Origin of the sequence: Streptomyces sp. MS19, from assembly GCF_047200595.1 — a bacterium.
Taxonomy (GTDB): Bacteria; Actinomycetota; Actinomycetes; order Streptomycetales; family Streptomycetaceae; genus Streptomyces.
The window spans coordinates 18,837-37,575 of record NZ_JBJZOH010000034.1; the positions used below are offsets into that span (position 1 = coordinate 18,837).

At 74.4% G+C, this 18,739-nt stretch carries 21 protein-coding genes; 14 read left to right on the top strand and 7 right to left on the bottom strand.

What is annotated here, in order from left to right:
* The first annotated feature begins 27 nt into the window (after positions 1-27).
* On the top strand, positions 28-576 hold the full coding sequence (locus ACL02R_RS24210; protein WP_412799081.1) for a DUF1707 SHOCT-like domain-containing protein: 549 nt from the start codon (positions 28-30) through the stop codon (positions 574-576).
* Positions 577-597: 21 nt separating this feature from the next.
* Here ACL02R_RS24210 and ACL02R_RS24215 read toward each other — a convergent pair whose 3' ends face one another.
* From ACL02R_RS24215 to ACL02R_RS24225, 3 genes are all read right to left on the bottom strand, one after another.
* Entirely contained in the window at positions 598-1,350 is a 753-nt protein-coding gene (locus ACL02R_RS24215; RefSeq protein WP_412799082.1) for a succinate dehydrogenase/fumarate reductase iron-sulfur subunit, read from the bottom strand.
* The gene (locus tag ACL02R_RS24220) at positions 1,347-3,296 is read right to left on the bottom strand and encodes a fumarate reductase/succinate dehydrogenase flavoprotein subunit (protein WP_412799115.1); all 1,950 of its coding nucleotides are present in this window, start codon (positions 3,294-3,296) and stop codon (positions 1,347-1,349) included. Before ACL02R_RS24220 ends, ACL02R_RS24215 begins: the two co-directional genes overlap by 4 nt.
* A gap of 68 nt (positions 3,297-3,364) precedes the next feature.
* Complete coding sequence (locus tag ACL02R_RS24225) at positions 3,365-4,114, bottom strand: succinate dehydrogenase (RefSeq protein ID WP_412799083.1); 750 nt, start codon at positions 4,112-4,114, stop codon at positions 3,365-3,367.
* Between the two features lie 95 nt (positions 4,115-4,209).
* On the opposite strand from ACL02R_RS24225, the gene ACL02R_RS24230 reads away from it, so the two are divergent.
* Positions 4,210-5,115, top strand: a complete 906-nt coding sequence (locus ACL02R_RS24230) for a LysR family transcriptional regulator (protein WP_412799084.1) — start codon at positions 4,210-4,212, stop codon at positions 5,113-5,115.
* Positions 5,116-5,513: 398 nt separating this feature from the next.
* Here ACL02R_RS24230 and ACL02R_RS24235 read toward each other — a convergent pair whose 3' ends face one another.
* The gene (locus tag ACL02R_RS24235; protein WP_412799085.1) at positions 5,514-6,143 is read right to left on the bottom strand and encodes an NADPH-dependent FMN reductase; all 630 of its coding nucleotides are present in this window, start codon (positions 6,141-6,143) and stop codon (positions 5,514-5,516) included.
* A gap of 159 nt (positions 6,144-6,302) precedes the next feature.
* On the opposite strand from ACL02R_RS24235, the gene ACL02R_RS24240 reads away from it, so the two are divergent.
* Positions 6,303-7,160 carry a helix-turn-helix domain-containing protein gene (locus ACL02R_RS24240; RefSeq protein WP_412799086.1) on the top strand — a complete coding sequence of 286 codons (858 nt, stop codon included), beginning with the start codon at positions 6,303-6,305 and terminating at the stop codon, positions 7,158-7,160.
* Positions 7,161-7,592: 432 nt separating this feature from the next.
* Here ACL02R_RS24240 and ACL02R_RS24245 read toward each other — a convergent pair whose 3' ends face one another.
* Together ACL02R_RS24245 and ACL02R_RS24250 are read right to left on the bottom strand one after the other, a co-directional pair.
* Entirely contained in the window at positions 7,593-9,017 is a 1,425-nt protein-coding gene (locus ACL02R_RS24245) for a hypothetical protein (protein ID WP_412799087.1), read from the bottom strand.
* A gap of 342 nt (positions 9,018-9,359) precedes the next feature.
* Entirely contained in the window at positions 9,360-9,983 is a 624-nt protein-coding gene (locus ACL02R_RS24250; protein ID WP_412799088.1) for an NADAR family protein, read from the bottom strand.
* A 201-nt stretch (positions 9,984-10,184) separates the two neighbouring features.
* Between ACL02R_RS24250 and ACL02R_RS24255 the strand changes: the two genes are divergently transcribed.
* Entirely contained in the window at positions 10,185-10,328 is a 144-nt protein-coding gene (locus tag ACL02R_RS24255; protein WP_412799089.1) for a hypothetical protein, read from the top strand.
* A gap of 127 nt (positions 10,329-10,455) precedes the next feature.
* On the opposite strand, the gene ACL02R_RS24260 is transcribed toward ACL02R_RS24255, so the two are convergent.
* Positions 10,456-11,091: a TIGR03085 family metal-binding protein gene (locus ACL02R_RS24260; RefSeq protein ID WP_362963153.1), complete on the bottom strand. Its 636-nt coding sequence runs from the start codon at positions 11,089-11,091 to the stop codon at positions 10,456-10,458.
* A 190-nt stretch (positions 11,092-11,281) separates the two neighbouring features.
* On the opposite strand from ACL02R_RS24260, the gene ACL02R_RS24265 reads away from it, so the two are divergent.
* From ACL02R_RS24265 to trpA, 10 genes are all read left to right on the top strand, one after another.
* Positions 11,282-11,452, top strand: a complete 171-nt coding sequence (locus ACL02R_RS24265) for a hydrophobic protein (RefSeq protein ID WP_412799090.1) — start codon at positions 11,282-11,284, stop codon at positions 11,450-11,452.
* A 25-nt stretch (positions 11,453-11,477) separates the two neighbouring features.
* A complete protein-coding gene (gene hisI, locus ACL02R_RS24270; protein WP_412799091.1) occupies positions 11,478-11,870 on the top strand; it encodes a phosphoribosyl-AMP cyclohydrolase in 393 nt (130 codons plus the stop codon).
* 6 nt (positions 11,871-11,876) lie between these two features.
* Positions 11,877-13,388, top strand: a complete 1,512-nt coding sequence (locus ACL02R_RS24275) for an anthranilate synthase component I (protein WP_412799092.1) — start codon at positions 11,877-11,879, stop codon at positions 13,386-13,388.
* Positions 13,385-14,014, top strand: coding sequence for a TIGR02234 family membrane protein (locus ACL02R_RS24280; protein ID WP_412799093.1), 630 nt, complete (start codon positions 13,385-13,387; stop codon positions 14,012-14,014). Before ACL02R_RS24275 ends, ACL02R_RS24280 begins: the two co-directional genes overlap by 4 nt.
* Before the next feature lie 98 nt (positions 14,015-14,112).
* Entirely contained in the window at positions 14,113-14,427 is a 315-nt protein-coding gene (locus ACL02R_RS24285) for an HGxxPAAW family protein (RefSeq protein ID WP_412799094.1), read from the top strand.
* 508 nt (positions 14,428-14,935) lie between these two features.
* Positions 14,936-15,349, top strand: a complete 414-nt coding sequence (locus ACL02R_RS24290; RefSeq protein ID WP_412799095.1) for a DUF2752 domain-containing protein — start codon at positions 14,936-14,938, stop codon at positions 15,347-15,349.
* A 128-nt stretch (positions 15,350-15,477) separates the two neighbouring features.
* Positions 15,478-16,284 (top strand): indole-3-glycerol phosphate synthase TrpC, encoded by an 807-nt coding sequence (trpC, locus tag ACL02R_RS24295; RefSeq protein ID WP_412799096.1) that lies wholly within the window; start codon positions 15,478-15,480, stop codon positions 16,282-16,284.
* 8 nt (positions 16,285-16,292) lie between these two features.
* Complete coding sequence (gene trpM, locus ACL02R_RS24300; RefSeq protein WP_362963138.1) at positions 16,293-16,484, top strand: tryptophan biosynthesis modulator TrpM; 192 nt, start codon at positions 16,293-16,295, stop codon at positions 16,482-16,484.
* A 117-nt stretch (positions 16,485-16,601) separates the two neighbouring features.
* Positions 16,602-17,855 (top strand): tryptophan synthase subunit beta, encoded by a 1,254-nt coding sequence (gene trpB, locus ACL02R_RS24305; RefSeq protein ID WP_412799097.1) that lies wholly within the window; start codon positions 16,602-16,604, stop codon positions 17,853-17,855.
* A complete protein-coding gene (gene trpA / locus ACL02R_RS24310; RefSeq protein WP_412799098.1) occupies positions 17,852-18,670 on the top strand; it encodes a tryptophan synthase subunit alpha in 819 nt (272 codons plus the stop codon). The genes trpB and trpA overlap by 4 nt, the downstream gene beginning before the upstream one ends.
* Positions 18,671-18,739 lie beyond the last annotated feature (69 nt).

Sequence of the window (18,739 nt, forward strand, 5' to 3'; positions counted from 1 at the left end):
CGGCGCCGCGGGGAGAGGGGGGACCGGGTGGCACCCGTACCGGAGGACGACGCGGCGCGGCTCGTCGGTGACGGCGACCGCGAGGCCGCGGTGCGGCGCCTCCAGGAGGCGTACGCCGAGGGGGCCGTCCCGCACGAGGAGATGGACGACCGCCTCCAGAAGGCGCTCACGGCGAGGACGCGCGGCGACCTGGCCGGTGCCCTGGCGGCGCTGCCGGAGCCTGGCCCGGAGACCGCGGCCACGCTCGGCGGCGCGGCCGGGCGCATCCGGCGGCGGGGGGCGTGGCGCGTGCCCCGTACGCTCACGGTCGAGTCGGCGTTCGCGCGGGTCGATCTGGACCTGTCCCGGGCGGTCATCGAGCACCGGCAGGTCGACATCGTGCTGAAGCTCGGGACGGGCACGGCGAGGATCACCGTGCCGCGCGGCGCGGTGGTGGACATGGAGGGCCTGAGCGCCGGGTGGAAGGCGCCGCGCGTGCGCGCCCCGCGCGGCGGCTCGGAAGGCGACGGGCCGGTGATACGGATCTCCGGCGCGATGGGCTTCGGCCGGCTGACCGTACGGCACGCCCGCCGCTGACGCCCCGCGCGGGGAGGGGCGTCAGCGCGAGCCGCCGCCCTTGCGGGTGGCGCGCAGGTACTCGCGGTTCATCGTCGTGATGGACGACATCGGGATGCCCTTCGGGCAGACGGTGGTGCACATCCCGGTGTTGGTGCAGCCGCCGAAGCCCTCGGCGTCCATGGTGTCCACCATGTCGAGGACGCGCGTCTCCCGTTCGGGCGCGCCCTGCGGCAGCGAGCCGAGGTGCACGACCTTGGCCGACGTGAACAGCATCGCCGACCCGTTCGGGCAGGCCGCCACGCACGCGCCGCAGCCGATGCACTCGGCGTGCTCGAACGCGGTGTCCGCCGCCGGCTTGGGCACCGGCGTGGCGTGCGCTTCGGGGGCGCTGCCGGTCGGCGCCGTGACGTAGCCGCCCGAGCCGATGATCCGGTCGAACGCCGACCGGTCCACCACCAGGTCCTTGACCACGGGGAACGCGGCGGCGCGCCACGGCTCGACGTCGATCGTGTCGCCGTCCGAGAAGTGCCGCATGTGCAGCTGGCAGGTCGTGGTGCGCTCGGGCCCGTGGGCGTCGCCGTTGATGACCATGCCGCAGGCGCCGCAGATGCCCTCGCGGCAGTCGTGGTCGAACGCGACGGGCTCGTCGCCGCGTTCGACCAGCTCCTCGTTGAGGGTGTCGAGCATCTCCAGGAACGACATGTCGGGCGAGATGTCCGCCACCTCGTAGGTGGTCATGGCGCCCTCGCTGTCGGGGCCCGGCTGGCGCCAGATGCGCAGGGTGAGGTTCACGTGTAGCTCCGCTGGGTGGGGTGGACGTACTCGAAGACCAGCTGCTCCCGGTGCAGCACGGGCGCCGTGCCGCTGCCGGTGAACTCCCAGGCGGCGGCGTACGCGAACGCGTCGTCGCGCCGCTCCGCCTCGCCGGTCTCCGACTGGCTCTCGGTGCGGAAGTGGCCGCCGCACGACTCGGCGCGGTGCAGGGCGTCCAGGCACATCAGCTCGGCCAGCTCCAGGTGGTCGCTGATGCGGTTCGCCTTCTCCAGCGACTGGTTGAGGTCGCTGCCGCTGCCGGGGACGCGCACGCGCCGCCAGAACTCGGCGCGCAGCCCGGGGATGCGCTCCAGCGCGCGGCGCAGGCCCTCCTCGGTGCGTGCCATGCCGCACTCGTTCCACAGCAGCTCGCCCAGCTCGCGGTGGAACGAGTCGGGGGTGCGGTCGCCGTTGTTGGACAGCAGCCGGTAGAGCCGGTCGGTCACCTCGGTGACGGCGTCGGTGACGGCCGGGTGGTCGTGGGGGATCTCGTCGTGGGGGTGGCGGGCGAGGAAGTCGGCCAGGGTGGCGGGCAGGACGAAGTAGCCGTCCGCCAGGCCCTGCATCAGCGCGGAGGCGCCGAGGCGGTTCGCGCCGTGGTCGGAGAAGTTGGCCTCGCCGATGGCGAACAGGCCGGGGACCGTGGTCTGGAGGTCGTAGTCCACCCACAGGCCGCCCATCGTGTAGTGGATGGCCGGGTAGATGCGCATCGGCGTCTCGTACGGGTCCTCGGCGGTGATCCGCGCGTACATGTCGAAGAGGTTGCCGTACTTCGCCTCGACGGCGGGGCGGCCGAGCCGGGCGATGGCGTCGGCGAAGTCCAGGTAGACGCCCTGCCCGCCGGGGCCGACGCCGCGGCCCTCGTCGCACACGTTCTTCGCGGCGCGGGAGGCGATGTCGCGGGGCACGAGGTTGCCGAACGACGGGTAGATCCGCTCCAGGTAGTAGTCGCGCTCGGCCTCCGGGATGTCCGCCGGGGCGCGGGTGTCCCCGGCCTGCTTCGGCACCCAGATGCGGCCGTCGTTGCGGAGGGACTCGCTCATCAGCGTCAGCTTCGACTGGTGGTCGCCCGAGCGCGGGATGCAGGTGGGGTGGATCTGGGTGAAGCAGGGGTTGGCGAAGTACGCGCCGCGGCGGTGGGCGCGCCAGATGGCGGTGGCGTTGGAGTTCTTCGCGTTGGTGGAGAGGTAGAAGACGTTGCCGTAGCCGCCGGTGGCGAGGACGACGGCGTCGGCGAAGTACGTGTCGATGCGGCCGGTGACCAGGTCGCGCGCCACGATGCCGCGCGCCCGGCCGTCCGCGACGATCAGGTCGAGCATCTCGGTGCGCGCGTGCATCTCGACGTTCCCGGCGGCGATCTGCCGGGACAGTGCCTGGTACGCGCCGAGCAGCAGCTGCTGGCCCGTCTGGCCGCGGGCGTAGAAGGTGCGGGACACCTGGACGCCGCCGAACGAGCGCGTGTCGAGGAGGCCGCCGTACTCGCGGGCGAACGGGACGCCCTGCGCCACGCACTGGTCGATGATCTCCACCGACACCTCGGCGAGGCGGTGGACGTTGGACTCGCGGGCGCGGAAGTCGCCGCCCTTGACCGTGTCGTAGAAGAGGCGCTGGACGGAGTCGCCGTCGTTGCGGTAGTTCTTCGCGGCGTTGATGCCGCCCTGGGCGGCGATGGAGTGGGCGCGGCGCGGCGAGTCCTGGTAGCAGAACTGCACGACGTGGTAGCCCTGTTCGGCCAGGGTCGCGCCCGCCGCGCCACCGGCGAGGCCGGTGCCGACGACGATGACGGTGTGCTTGCGGCGGTTGGCCGGGTTGACCAGCTTCGCCTCGAAACGGCGCCGGTTCCAGCGCTCGGCGACGGGTCCGTCCGGGGCCTTGGTGTCGGCGACCGGGTCGCCGGTGGTGTAGTCGAGGTAGGGCGAGGACATGCTGCCGACTCCGTTCACGCTGCTCTTGCCGCTCACGCTGCTCATGCCGCTCGTTCCGCTCATGCCCCTCACTCGACGATCCCGGTCATCACGCCGAAGGGGACCGACAGGAAGCCGAGGGTGAGGACGAGGGCCAGGACGTTCGCCGTGACCTTGAGCGCGCGGTCGCGGGTGCGGCTGCCCGCGCCGAGGGTCTGTGCCGCGCCCCAGAAGCCGTGCCGGACGTGCAGCCCGACGGCGAGCATGGCGACGATGTAGATCGTGTTGCCGTACCAGGTGCTGAAGGCGGCGACGATGTTCTCGTACGGGTGGCCCGCCTCGCCGCGCGGGTTCACGGTGCCGGTCGTCAGGTCGAGGATGTGCCAGACGAGGAACAGCGCCAGGATCACGCCGCCCCAGCGCATCGTGCGCGTGGCGTAGCCGGCGCGCGGCTTGCGGTGCGCGTACTTCACGGGGCGGGCCGCCAGGTCGCGGCGGCTCAGCTGCGCGGCGGCGACGGCGTGCGCCACCAGGGCGAGCAGCAGCAGCGGGCGCATGATCCACAGGAACCACTCGTGGTGCAGCACCGGGTCGCCGATGGTGCGCAGCCAGTGCGCGTACCCGTTCATCTCCTCGGGGCCGAAGAAGACCTTCAGGTTCCCCGCCATGTGGGCCACCAGGTACAGCAGCATGACGATGCCGCTGACCGCCATCACGGTCTTCTTGCCGATGGTGGACTGCCAGAAGCGCCCGGCGGCCGTCCTCGGCCTCCGGGGCGGTGCGGGGGGAGCCGTACGGGCGGGACCTGCCTGTCCCGGCGTGCGTGTCGCCAGAGCCATGACACAGACGGTAGGGCGGGGCGCGTGAATGCGTCCAAGACATGGAAAAGCTCATTTCGATAGCAGTTGTCTATCGTCGGCGTACCATGGGCCGCATGCAGCTCCAGCAGCTCCGCTACTTCACCGCCGTCGCGGAGACCCGGCACTTCACCCGGGCCGCGCGGCGCGAGCATGTCGCCCAGCCGTCGCTGTCGCAGCAGATCAGGTCGCTGGAACGGGAGCTGGGCGCCGAGCTCTTCCACCGCGCGCGCGGCCACATCTCCCTCACCGACGCGGGCGAGGCGCTGCTGCCGCTGGCGCGCCGCATCCTGGCCGACACGGAGACGGCGCGCCGGGAGGTCCTGGAGGTGGCCCAGCTGCGGCGGGGGCGCGTACGGCTCGGGGCACCGCCGAGCCTGTGCGCCAGCCTGGTGCCGGACGTGCTGCGGACGTACAAGGACAGCTATCCGGGCGTGGACCTGGTGGTGCACGAGAGCGGGTCGCAGGACCTGGTGCGCGTCCTCGCGGCGGGGGAGCTGGACCTGGCGCTGGTCATCACACCGCTCCAGGGGCAGGCGCCCGCGCTGACCACCGTGGAGCTGCTGCGCGAGGAACTCGTCGTCATCTCGTCGCCCGACGGGCCGCCGCCGGTGCCGGGCGGGCGCATCAGGGTCGGCGACCTGCAAGGCCGGCCGATGGTGATGTTCCGGCACGGCTACGACCTGCGGGAACTGACCCTCGCCGCGTGCCGTGAGGCGGGCTTCGAACCGGTCTTCAGCGTGGAGGGCGGGGAGATGGACGCGGTGATCGGCTTCGTGCGGGCCGGGCTGGGGGTGGCGGTGGTGCCCAGCATGGTCGCGGAGCGGTCCGGGCTGCGGGCCACGCCGTTCGCCGCGCCGGGGCCGCACCGCACGGTCTCGGTCGCGCACCGGGGCGACGTGTCGCCGCCGCGCGCGGCGCGGGAGCTGCAACGCATCCTCCTCAGCCGGGCCGGCCGGGTGGACGTCGGCGCCACGCCCTGACGGCCCACCCCGGCGGGGAAGGCACCCACACGGCCGGACGGACGCGGACCACCCGGCCGGGTGGGGCCAGGCGTCCCGGCGGCTCCACCGGTGCGCCGGGTGACATCGGCCGTCCGTCCGGGGTCTTCCCGGCACACACGCGGCGCTGCGGTGCTGAGCCGCACCGGGGCGCGTGGTGGCCACGGTCCGGGCTCGCATCGATGTCCGGCGGCGTGCGCCCGGCCGCGCCGGACGGTGGCTGGGCGCCCGGTCCCCGGGGTACGCCGTCGTGACGCGCCGGACTCCGGCACGGGCCGCTGTAGCCGTACCGGTCCCGTACGTCCGCCACGGGTCCGTCCCGGCCGCCGAAGGTGCGGGGCGTCCGCCGGTGTGGGCACCGAGCGGCCGCGCGGCGCGCGTCAGGCCACGGAGGAGAACGGGCGCGTCGCGCGCGCCTCCCGCAGCGCCGTGCCCCACCACACCAGTTCGTCCAGCATCCGCTTGGCCGCCCCCGCCGGTTCCGTGGGCTCGCGCAGCTCACCCTGCCCGTCGAAGAGCAGGTAGTAGCGCGGGAACGTCACGGCGCTGCGCACTGTGTGGGCGTGCAGTTCCCCGAAGACCTGGCGCAACTGCTCGATCGCCAGCAGGCCGCCGCTCAGGCCGCTGTACCCCACGAAGCCGATCGGCTTGGCCTGCCACTGCGTGAAGTGCCAGTCGATCGCCGCCTTCAGCGAGGCGGGGAAGCTGCGGTTGTAGTCCGGCGTCAGGACGACGACCGCGTCCGCCTCGTCCAGCGCCCGCGTCAGCCCCGCCATCCCCGCCGGGCGCTCGGGGTCCGGCGCGATGGCCGGGGGGACGGACGGCAGCGCCAGCGGCAGCGTGTAGTCGGCGAGGTCGATCACCTCGGTCGTGAACTCGCCGTGCTCGGCCGCCCGTTCGGCGAACCAGCGGGCGACGACCGGCGCGAAGCGTCCCTCCCGGACGCTGCCGACGAGCACCGCCAGCTTCAGCGGGGCGGGGGAGGAAGCGGCGGACATGGGCGTGGACATGGGGGTCTCCCGTTCTGTGGATCAGGGGCGGCCCCGGCGGGCAGCGCCAGGGGGCCGTGGGCACCACACTCCCCGTCCGGCGCGGCACGGGGGAGACCGGCCGGAGACTGGTAGTGGCAGGGCCACCCTCCGCGCGGACTGCCCTGTTACGTTCGACGTGTGAGCGAGCACGGCAACGACCTCGGCATCTTCCTGCGCGCACGCCGCGAGGCGGTGCGGCCCGCCGACGTCGGGCTGCCCACCGGGCCCCGGCGCCGCACACCAGGCCTGCGCCGTGTCGAGCTGGCGACCCTCGCGGGCGTCAGCGTCGAGTACCTGACGCGCCTCGAACAGGGCCGCGACCGCCGCCCGTCCACCGGTGTCCTGTCCTCGCTGGCCGACGCGCTGCGCCTCGACCTCGGGGAACGGGTCCATCTCCACCGCCTCTCCAAGGCGGCCGACGGCTTCCGGTGCCGCAGCGGGCCCGTCGAACTGGTCCGTACGGTACGGCCCACCGTCGCGGCGCTGCTCGCCCGGCTCGAATCCACCCCCGCCGTGCTGCTCAACCAGCTCAGCGATGTCCTCGCGCACACCGGCGCGTACGAGCGCCTGGCGGCCCCCCTCGGGCTGCTCGACGGCGAACCGCCCAACCTCGCCCGCTTCCTGTTCACCGACGCACGCGCGCGGTCCGTCTACCCGGACTGGGCGCACGTGGCGGACGAGCAGGTCGCCGCGCTGAAGGAGGGCCCGTACCGGCACGACGGGCACATGGCGGCGCTGACGGACGAGCTGACCGTCGCGGCCGGCGACGAGTTCGCGCGACGCGCGGCGACCCTGCCCGGTCTGGCGCGGCGCAGCGGCGTCACACTTCTCGCGCACCCGGAGGCCGGTGAACTGCGGCTCGCCTACGAGACACTGGAGCTGACCACCGAGGACCAGCGGATCATCACGTACCTCCCCGCCGACGCCGCGACCGCCGACGCGCTGGCGCGGATCGATACCCCGGGACCCAGGACGCTGCGCGCGGTCACCGGCTGACACCGCGGACACCGCACAGGGCGACGCCACCGTCGGCCCCCTTGCCGGGGCGTCGCCGGCCCGCCATCGAGTGGACTCCTGCGGGCCGCCGCCGGTGCGGCCGCCGTCGACGGGGAGCAGCGGCGGCCTGGCGAAAAGGCCGGGCGGAGCAGCGCCCGATGTCCGCGGACGGCTGTGCCGTCCGCCAGGCCGCCCACGTCCACGCCGCCGACCGTCGCCCTGGTCCGCGGGCTCGCCCCATGGCGACCGCGGGCCCGCGAGCCGGGGAGACGCCCTCGCCGCGGCCACACCGGCCACGAACCGTCCGCCCGCCACCGGAGTGGCGGCCGGAAGGGCGAGCCGGAAAACAAGTGTCCGCCGCAGGAGCGCAGTTCCGCTGCCGTTCGTCGTTCCGTCCATGAACACGACGGTACGGACGCCGGAAAGCGCCGACTAGCGCCGAAAGTCCATTGCGCGCCGACTTTTGTCTCGGCCACGGGGCAGCCAACCCCGCGCCCCCTTCCGCCGCCCGCTCCGGCGGCCCCACCACAGCGGCCACGCGGCCGAGGCGGCGATCAGCAGCGCCGCGCCTGAGCCCAGGGCCGACGACAGCGCCTCGCCCGGTATGTGCAGCAGCCCCGGCAGCACCAGGGCGAAGGCCGCGGACAGCAGCCCGAACTGCGGCAGGTGCAGGCCCGGTCTGAAGACCGCGAGCCGTGGCGCGGGCGCGCACCAGCGGTCGTCGCCGGTGGCGCGCGGGTCGCTGCGCTCGCCGAGCGCGAGTCCGGTGGCCGGGTCCACGCGGCCCCACACCGTCCGGCCGCCGTCCGCGACGACCGCGACCGGCGTTCCGCCCGTGCCCGCCGGGGGCCGGACCGGCATGCACAGCCACGCGTCCATGCCCGGCATCGCCCGCCCCATGTAGAGGAGGCTGTCGTCGGGGCGCCCAGGCCCCGCCGGGTCGCGCAGCAGCCGGGGGAGCACGCTGATCCGCTGCCCTTCCTGCGTGCGCAGCACCAGCGTCGTTCCCGAGGAGCGGATCGCGTCCCCGGTGGCGGCCTCGATCGTCACCCGCACCGCGCGGACCCGGCCGTCACGCGCGTCCCGCTGGAGCACGCGGCTCGCCGGGTCGAGGCGGCGCACCAGCAGGCGGTAGGCGACGAGGAGGCTGAAGGGTATGAGCCCGAGCAGTACGAGCTGCTGCACGGGTGTGGGCGGCAGGCCCCAGCCACGCGTGTAGAACCCGAGGTCGGACTCCAGCTCGTCCACGTAGGCGCCGAGGCCGGGCGCCGAGGGCGCGTAGAGGATCTGGTGCGCCTCTCCGAGCCGGGGCAGGGCGACGGTCCTGGCGTCGTACGCCTTCACATGGCGCGGCCCGTGCGGCGTGTCCAGTTCGAGCACCAGGTCGGCGCGGTACACGTGCCGCCGCTCGTGGGTGAAGTCCTGCTCCTCCACATGGGTGGGGGGCCGGACGACCGCGCCGGTGGCCACCTGCGCGCCCGCCCGCTGGATCGCGTTGACCGCCTCGCCGTGCTCGCCGCCCGGCTGGGTGCCGACCACGACGGCGGCCAGGACGGCGGCCGCCGTCAGGACCGCGCCCGCCGTACGCGCCCAGGCGGGACGCGGCGACGGCAGGCGCCGGGGCGGCGCGGGGGTACCGCCCGGCGGGTGGTAGCGGGGGGAGGGCGGGACCGGAGGAGCCGTGCGGACGGCGAAGATCCAGCCGGTGGCCGCCGCCAGGGCGGACACGCCGAGAGCCATGATGTTGACGTGCGGGCGGGGCGCGCCGTGCCGGAAGAGCACGAGCGCGAGCGCGTAGGTGACACACGCGTAGACGGAAGCGCCCAGCAGACGCGTCAGGATCGTGGGGACTTTCATGACAGTTTCTCTGACTCATGAGCCGGTCCGGTGGTTGTGGCGCCTCCGTCCCGGTATGGCCCCGACCACCTCGGTCTCGCCGGGTTGCCGTTCATCTTCCTTCCGTTTCACGTTAGTTGGACAATGGTTCAACCACAGGCAGGGCGCGGTGTGAGCGAGGCCACATCCCGGTGTCGGCTCACCGGCTGACGCGGCGTCGGCGCGCGCCGCCGATCTCGTCGGGCCGCGGGCGTGTCGCACGTCCGGCTCCTCTCGCCCGCGGCCCGGACCGGCGAGGCCGTCGCCCCGCCACGCCGGGCGGTCGGCCCGACACACCTCACCGTCCGCCCCGGCGCGGGCACGTCACGCCGGGGGCGCGGCGGCGTGCCCGCCCGACATGAGCGTGTCCCGGACCGCCATCAGGGCGAAGCCGAGGAGGTTCTGGCCCCGCCAGCGCGACGGGTGCATGGCGTCCTCGTTCCGCGCGCCCAGCCCGATGCCCCAGATGCGGTCCAGTGGACTCGCCTCGACCAGCACGCGGTCCCGCGTGCCCACCAGGTAGTCGCGCAGCTCGGGCGAGCCGCCGAACTTCGCGAGGTTCCCGCGTGTCACGATGCCGGTGCGGTGCTCGCGCCAGACTTCCTCGGAGAATCCCCGCACCTGGCGGCCCAGCCGCTTCACCTCCCGCGGATGCCCCGCCGCCCGTATCCTGTCCGCGATCTCCGTGTCCCCGAACAGCCACGCCTTGTGCGCCATCATGTAGTGCTCCGCTGTCCGGAACACATGCCCGCCCTCGGTGAACTCGCCCTCCCACCACTGGCCAAGGCACTCGGGACCCACCACACCAGGCGTCACCGGCTCCGGCTTCCAGAAGAAGAGGAACCGTATCCGCTCGCCCGCCAGTTCGGCCGCGACCGCCTCGGCCAGGTTCCCCGGCAGCACCGTGCCCGCACCCATCGCCGTCACCCCCACGTCGTCGCCCCTCACGCGTCACCACCCGCCCCCGGCAGTCCGCCGGGCGGCGCCGGTGATCGCAGTCTGGCACGGGGGTCCGACAACGGAACGCGAACGCATGTGCCCAGGTCACGATCTTCACGCTTTCACCGTTCCGTGCCCCGCGAACCGTTGTGATCCGGGCAACTCCCTCGTTAGGGTTCCGGAGGCTCTGACAACCGGAAGGCAGCAGACGTGACCGGCACCGCATCCCCCCGCCCCATCGCGGACGAGGACCGTGAGCCGCCGAGCCTGGCCGAGAAACTGCGCGAGGCCGTCCGCCAGGCCAACACCCTCAGCAGGATCAACCGGATCAGCAAGAGCCAGCACGCCAGCTGACCCGCCCCGGCCGCCCCTCCCGGCACGCGCGGACGCCACACGGACGAAGAAACGCCGATGACGCGCGGCCCCCGGGGCGTCCGCCGCCGGGGGCCGCGCGCCTCGCTCCGCACGCGCCGCCGGAGCGTCAGCCGAGGCCGAGCTTCGCGCCCCTCGCCCGCGCCACCGCGTCCGGGTCGCCCTCCGTCGTCACCCGCGCCGCGTCCTGGCGGCCCGACGCGAACAGCAGCAGTTCCCCCGGCTCCCCGGTGACCGTCACCACCGGCGCGCCCTTGTGCGCCACGACGGTCTGCCCGTTCGGCCGCCGCAGCACCAGCCCCACCGGACTCTTGCGCGCCATGATCCGGCCCGCGGTCTCCAGCCGCCGCCACAGCGCGTCCGAGAAGACCGGGTCGAGATCACGCGGCGGCCGCCCGCCGCCCGCGCGCCGCACGTCCTCGCCGTGCACATAGAACTCGACGGTGTTCGCCGCCTCGTCGATCTGCTTCAGCGAGAACGGCGACGCCTTCGGCGGCCCGCTCCTGAACAACTGGACCAGCTCCGGGTACGGCCTGGCCGCGAACTCGTCGCGCACCCGCTCCCCCCGCGCCGCCAGCGGCTTGATCACCAGCCCGCCCGCCGCGTCCGGGCGCCGCTCACGCACCACCAGGTGCGCCGCCAGGTCCCGGGTCGTCCATCCCTCGCACAGGGTCGGGGCGTCCGGGCCCGCCTCCTCCAAAAGCTCGGCCAGCACCAGCCGTTCACGCTTCGCATGGGTCGACATACGCCCACCATAGTCCGCACCCCCCGCCCTGCGGCCGAACGCGCCCTGGCACGCCGCACAGCCTGGCGCGTCGCTGCACCCGCCGCCCGCCACCCACCGCATACAGTCCGTGCGTACGCCGCCCGTTCCAGCCCGTTCCCCCTGTTACCGGACTTCTCCGGTACCCACCGCCGCGGAGGTCCGCCCGCCCATGGTCCCCCTGCTCGTCGTCGCCCTGATCGTCCTGATCCTCTTCGGCTTCGGCTTCCTCGCCGACATCCTGTGGTGGGTCGCCGCCCTCGTCCTCATCATCTGGCTGATCGGCTTCTTCGTCCGCCCCGGCGGGACCGGCGGCCCCCGCGGACGCTGGTACAGGTGGTGACACCGGGGCGCGGCAGAATGGACGTATGCCCTCCAGCACCCCCGCCCTCGACCCGGCCGTCGCCGCCCGCCTGAAGCGGACCCCCGACGGCCTCGTCGCCGCCATCGCCCAGCAGTACGACACCGGAGAGGTGCTCATGCTCGGCTGGATGGACGACGAGGCACTGCGCCGCACCCTCACCACAGGCCGCTGCACCTACTGGAGCCGCAGCCGCCGCGAGTACTGGGTCAAGGGCGACACCTCGGGCCACGTCCAGCACGTCAAGTCCGTCGCCCTCGACTGCGACGGCGACACCGTGCTCGTCAAGGTTGACCAGGTCGGCGGCGCCTGCCACACCGGCGACCGCACCTGCTTCGACGCGGGCGCCCTGCCCCTCACGGGCAGCGGGGACGTCCCGTCCGCCCGGCCAGTAGGCTGACCGGCCATGGACCTCGACCGCTTCCGGGTGCTCGCCAAGGAGCGCCGGGTCATCCCCGTGACCCGGCGCCTCCTCGCCGACGGCGACACCCCCATCGCGCTGTACCGCAAGCTCGCCGCCGAGCGTCCCGGCACGTTCCTCCTCGAATCGGCGGAGAACGGCGCCACCTGGTCCCGGTACTCCTTCGTGGGCGTCCGCAGCTCCGCCGCCCTCACCGTCCGCGACGGCCGTGCCCACTGGCTCGGCACACCCCCCGTGTCGGTCCCCACCGAGGGCGACCCGCTCGACGTCCTGCGCGAGACGCTGCGCGTCCTGCACACCCCGCGTGACCCCGACCTCCCCCCGTTCACCGGCGGCATGGTCGGCTACCTCGGGTACGACGTCGTCCGCCGCCTGGAGTCCATCGGCGACCTGGCGGGCGACGACCTGCGCCTCCCCGAGCTGACGATGCTCCTCGCCTCCGACCTCGCGGTCCTCGACCACCGCGACGGCACGGTCCTGCTGATCGCCAACGCGATCAACCACAACGATCTCGACACCGGCGTGGACGAGGCGTGGGCCGGCGCCGTCGCCCGCCTCGACACGATGACGGCCGACCTCGCCCGCCCCGCCACCGGCTCCGGCTACGCCGTCCTGCCCGCGTCGGAACTGCCGCCCTGTACCGAGCGGTTCGGCAGCGCCGCCTACCAGGACGCCGTCGAGACGGTGAAGGAGCACATCAGGGCGGGCGACGCGTTCCAGGTCGTCCCCTCCCAGCGCTTCGAGACGCCCTGCGCCGCCGGCGCCCTGGACGTCTACCGGGTGCTGCGCGCCACCAACCCGAGCCCGTACATGTACCTCTTCCGCTTCGCGGGCGAGGACGGCGCGAGCGGCTTCGACATCGTCGGATCGAGCCCCGAGGCGCTCGTCAAGGTCGAGGAAGGGCGCGCCCTCCTCCACCCCATCGCGGGCACGAGGCCGCGCGGCACCACGCCGCGGGAGGACGCCCGCCTCGGCGAGGAACTGCTCGCCGACCCCAAGGAGCGCGCCGAGCACCTCATGCTCGTGGACCTGGGCCGCAACGACCTCGGCCGCGTCTGCGCCCCCGGCACCGTCGAGGTCGTCGACTTCATGTCGGTCGAGCGCTACAGCCACGTGATGCACATCGTCTCGACCGTCACCGGGCAGCTCGCCGACGGCAGGACCGCGTTCGACGCCCTCACCGCCTGCTTCCCCGCCGGGACGCTCTCCGGCGCCCCCAAGCCGCGCGCCCTGCGGATCATCGAGGAACTGGAGCCCACCAGGCGCGGCGTGTACGGCGGCTGCGTCGGCTACCTCGACTTCGCGGGCGACGCCGACACCGCCATCGCCATCCGCACGGCCCTCCTGCGCGACGGCACGGCGTACGTCCAGGCGGGCGCGGGCGTCGTCGCCGACTCCGACCCCGCGACCGAGGACCAGGAGTGCAGGAACAAGGCGGCGGCCGTCCTCAGGGCGGTGGCCGCCGCCGGAAAGCTGCGCGGTAGCGTGGAGGGGTGAAGCGTGACCCCACAGGCGGCGACAGTTCCCCCACCCCCCGCCGCGCCCTCGCAGCCGCGCTGCTGAGCGGCGCCGTGGGCGCCGCGGTCGTCCTCATCGCCGCCGGGCAGACCTGGGGCGAGGGGACCGCGTCGAGCAGCGGGGCCGAACTGCCGGTCACCGCCAGCGGCAGCGCCGTCTCGGGACTGCCCAGCGCGCTCGCCCTCGTCGGTCTCGCCGCGCTCGTCGCGGTCTTCGCCGTACGCAACGCGGGCCGCGCCGTCGTCGCCGCGCTCCTCGCCCTCAGCGGCGCCGGCGCCATCGGCACCGCGCTGCTCGGCGCCGGCGACTCGGCCGCCCTGGAACGCTCTGCCGCCGATGTGATGGGCCTCACCCACGCCGCCGTCACCGGCGTCGACCACACCGGCTGGCCCTGGGTCTCCGCGCTCGGCGGGCTGCTGCTGCTCTTCGCGGGGCTGCTGGCGCTGAGTTACGGTCGGCAGTGGCCGGCGATGTCGGGCCGGTACGAACGGGCGGGCCGCCGCGAGCGCGGTCCCGCAGGCCCCGCGCGACGGGCACGTCCCGTGGACCCGGACCGGCCGGAGAACATCTGGCGCGCCCTCGACCGCGGTGAGGACCCCACCTGACACCCCACCCCGTCCGGGGTGTCGGGGCCGACTGCAACAATGGTTGTCGGGTGGGTGAGCGAACACCCACGCCGACCGAGCCAGGAGGAATCACACACATGGCGGACAAGTACCACCACGGCAACAGCCCTGCCGCCTGGACCGCTGTCCTGATCGCTTTCGTCGGATTCGGCATCGGCAGCGCCTACACGGTGATGGCCGAGCCGGTGGGTGTCCTCGCGGGCCTCGTCGTCCTCGCCCTGGCCTGCGTCGCCGGCGCGGTCATGCGGGCCATGGGCTACGGCCAGCAGCAGATCCCGGACGAGCGGCACCGTGTCGTCGCCGCCCGCGCCGAGGCCGAGCTCGCGCACACCGGCACCCCCCTCGACAGCGCCGCCGGGAGCAAGTCCGAGCAGGCCACCGTCGGCAGCTGACCACCGCCGCCCCCCACCCGGCCGCCGGACGGCCCACGTCCGCGACCGGGTGACATCGGTCACCTCCCTCCGGCGACCGCTCGCGGTGATATGGATCACCACACCGCACCCCGAGGAGAAACCACCCCGACAGCGGGCAACCGCCGTACGGTCACAGGCGTCCCGCCCGCCGCGCACCCGCGTCGGACCGGGTGGCGCACGCTGCCTGTCGTCGTCTCCGGCGCCGCCGTTACCGCGGCGCGAGCGTCCGGACCGCTTGGGCAGCGTGCCAGCGGTCGCCCGGCTTCGCGCCTGCCCGGACGGCGCCTCGTCCGCCCCGGGCGGGATCGGTCACCACGGCTCGCCGTATCGCTGTCGGCCTTCTCCGCCTCGGCCCGAGGCGGTGACCCGGTGCCACGCGAAGTCGGCCGCCGCCTCCGCAGGCGTCCCGGTCCCGCAGGGAACGTCCTCCTACCCGTACGACCGCCTCCGCCGTGCGCCGCGCCCGGTGCGGCCCGAGGCTGGGGGAGTGGACCGTCCCCCGCACCCCACCGCCCCGCCGGCCCGCAGGGCGGGCGCCGCGCTCGCGATCCTCGCCCTCACCGCCGCCGCCTGCGGCTGGGTCGCCCTGGTCGACCCGCACGAGCCGGGCCACTACCCGCCCTGCCCCGTCCTCGCGCTGACCGGCCTGCACTGCCCCGGCTGCGGCGGACTCCGCAGCGTCCACGCCCTGACGCACGGCGCGCCCCTCGCCGCGCTCCACGCCAACGCCCTCGTGGTCCTCGGCGGAACGGCGCTCCTCGCCGCGTTCCTCACCCACGCCGTACGGGGCACCGCGCCCCGGTGGGCCCGCCCCGGGCCGTCCGCCTGGGCGTTCGGCCTGATCGCCACGCTCTTCACCGTCCTGCGCAACCTGCCCCCCGGCGCCGCCCTGAGCCCCTGACCAGGCACGGCGCCCCGACCGCCCCGCGGAGGGGGCGGGGAGCGGGCGGTGCGAGACCTCCCCTTGCGGCCGGATACCATCGATGTGTCTGATGCTTTTCCCCAGCCCGACCGGAAGGGGCCCGTCGCGTGAGTGTGCTCGACGAGATCATCGACGGAGTCCGCGCAGACCTCGCCGAGCGGCAGACGCGTGTCAGCCTCGACGAGCTGAAGGCCAAGGCCGCCGCCGCTCCGCCCGCGCGTGACGGCGTCGCCGCCCTGAAGGGCGACAGCGTCACCGTCATCTGCGAGGTCAAGCGCTCCAGCCCGTCCAAGGGGGCCCTGGCCGCCATCGCCGACCCCGCCGCGCTCGCCGCCGACTACGCGGCGGGCGGCGCCGCCGCCATCTCCGTCCTCACCGAGGGCCGCCGCTTCGGCGGTTCCCTGGACGACCTGGCGGCCGTCCGCGCCCGGGTGGACACCCCGCTGCTGCGCAAGGACTTCATCGTCACCGCCTACCAGCTGTGGGAGGCCCGCGCCCACGGCGCCGACCTCGCCCTGCTGATCGTGGCCGCGCTGGACCAGGAGGCCCTGGTCTCCCTGATCGAGCGCGCCGAGTCCATCGGCCTGACGCCGCTGGTCGAGGTCCACGACGAGGACGAGGCCGACCGCGCGGTGGACGCGGGCGCCCGCGTCATCGGCGTGAACGCCAGGAACCTCAAGACCCTGGAGGTGGACCGCTCCACCTTCGCCCGCGTCGCGCCGGAGATCCCCGGCCACATCGTCAAGGTCGCCGAGTCCGGCGTGCGCGGCCCGCACGACCTCATCGCCTACGCCAACGACGGCGCGGACGCCGTCCTCGTCGGCGAGTCCCTGGTCACCGGCCGCGACCCGCGCGCCGCCGTCGCCGACCTGGTGGCGGCCGGGGCCCACCCCGCGCTGCGGCAGGGGCGCTGACCCCTCCCATGACCCCCAGGAGCCGCACGGACCAGGCAGCGACGGCCCGCCCCCGCCCCGGGGACGGCGCCTTCGCCTGCCTGGCGCGCGGTGCCAGGCCGCGCGGCTGCCGGGCCCCCGCCCGGCGGGTCCTCGGCCGCCGGGTGCGCTACCACATCGGCTGCGAGCCCGGCCAGGTCAACGGGCGGCGATGGCGCTGACCACGGCACGGCCGCACGCCGCGGCGGCGGGACCCCGGGTCCCGTGACCGCGCGGCGCGGCGGCCGTCCGGCGAGCCACGCCCCTGTCACCGATCGCCCGGGAGGCGACGACCACCCATGTCCGCACAGCCACATCCCGCACAGTTCTTCCATCCCGCCACCGACGGGTCGGCCTTCACCACCGGCGGCTACTTCGGCGCCTTCGGCGGGACGTTCGTCCCCGAGGCCCTGCGCTCCGTCGTGGACGAAGTCACCGCCGCGTACGAGAAGGCGCTCCAGGACCCGTCCTTCGCCGCCGAGCTGGACGACCTCTTCGTCCACTACGTCGGCCGCCCCAGCCCGCTCACCGAGGTGCCGCGCTTCGCGGAGCAGGCGGGCGGCGCGCGGATCTTCCTCAAGCGCGAGGACCTGAACCACACCGGCTCGCACAAGATCAACAACGTCCTCGGCCAGGCGCTCCTCACCCGCCGCATGGGCAAGCGCCGCGTCATCGCCGAGACCGGCGCCGGACAGCACGGCGTCGCCACCGCCACCGCCTGCGCCCTCCTCGGCCTCGACTGCACCATCTACATGGGCGAGGTCGATACGCAGCGCCAGGCGCTCAACGTCGCGCGGATGCGGATGCTCGGCGCGGAGGTCGTCGCCGTCACGTCCGGCAGCCGCACCCTCAAGGACGCGGTGAACGAGGCGTTCCGCGCCTGGGTCGCCACCGTGGACGACACCCACTACCTGTTCGGCACCGTCGCCGGGCCCCACCCGTTCCCCGCCATGGTGCGCGACTTCCAGCGCGTCATCGGCGTCGAGGCGCGCCGCCAGGTCCTGGAGCGCGCCGGGCGGCTGCCCGACGCGGTCGTGGCCTGCGTCGGCGGCGGGTCGAACGCGATGGGCATCTTCCACCCCTTCCTGCCCGACGAGGGCGTCCGGCTGATCGGCTGCGAGGCGGGGGGACACGGCGTGGAGACCGACGAGCACGCCGCCACCCTGACCCTGGGCGAACCCGGCATCCTGCACGGCTCCCGCAGCTACGTCCTCCAGGACGACGAGGGCCAGATCACCGAGCCGTACTCGATCTCCGCCGGCCTCGACTACCCGGGCATCGGCCCCGAGCACGCCCATCTGAAGGACAGCGCACGCGCCGAGTACGTCGCCGTCACCGACGACGAGGCCATGCAGGCACTGCGCCTGCTCTCCCGCACCGAGGGCATCATCCCCGCCATCGAGTCCGCGCACGCCCTCGCCGGGGCGCTGGCCCTGGGCCGCGAGCTGGGACCCGAGGGCCTGCTCGTCGTCAGCCTCTCCGGGCGCGGCGACAAGGACATGGACACGGCCGCCCGCTACTTCGGGCTCTACGAGGAGGGCACGGACCGATGAGCGGCAACGGCAAGCACCTGAGCGACGTCCTGGCGGCGGCGCGCGCCGAGAACAGGGCCGCGCTGATCGGCTACTTCCCGGCCGGCTACCCCACCGTCGGACGCGGCATCGAGACGGCCGTCGCCATGGCCGAGGGCGGCTGCGACGTCATCGAGATCGGCCTGCCCTACAGCGACCCGGTCCTCGACGGCCCGGTCATCCAGAACGCCGACGTCGTCGCGCTGCGGAACGGCGTGCGGATCGCCGACGTCATCCGCACCGTCGGCGAGGTCCACGCCGCCACCGGCGTCCCGGTCCTGTGCATGACGTACTGGAACCCGGTGGACCGCTACGGCCCCGAGCGCTTCGCGGCCGGGCTCGCCGCCGCGGGCGGCGCCGGCTGCATCCTTCCGGACCTGCCCGTCGAGGAGTCCGCCGAGTGGCGGAAGGCGGCCGAGGCGCACGGCCTCGCCACCGTCTTCGTCGTCGCCCCCAGCAGCCGCGACGAGCGCCTCGCCACCGTCACGGCGGCGGGCGGCGGCTTCGTCTACGCGGCGTCGATCATGGGCGTCACCGGCACGCGCGAGTCGGTGGGCGGGGGCGCGGCCGACCTCGTACGCCGCACCAGGGCCGTCACCGACCTGCCGGTCTGCGTCGGCCTTGGTGTCTCGACGGCGGAGCAGGCCGCGGAGGTCGCGGCGTACGCGGACGGCGTCATCGTCGGCACGGCGTTCGTCAAGAGGCTCGACGAGGGCGGCGCCGACACCGCGGCGGCCACGGCCGGGGTCCGCGCCCTGGCCGCCGAACTGGCCCGGGGCGTGCGCGCCGGGCGCTGACCGCACCCCGTGACCACACGGCGACACCGGGACGCGGCCACCGTGCCGCGTTCCGGTACAGTCGGGAGC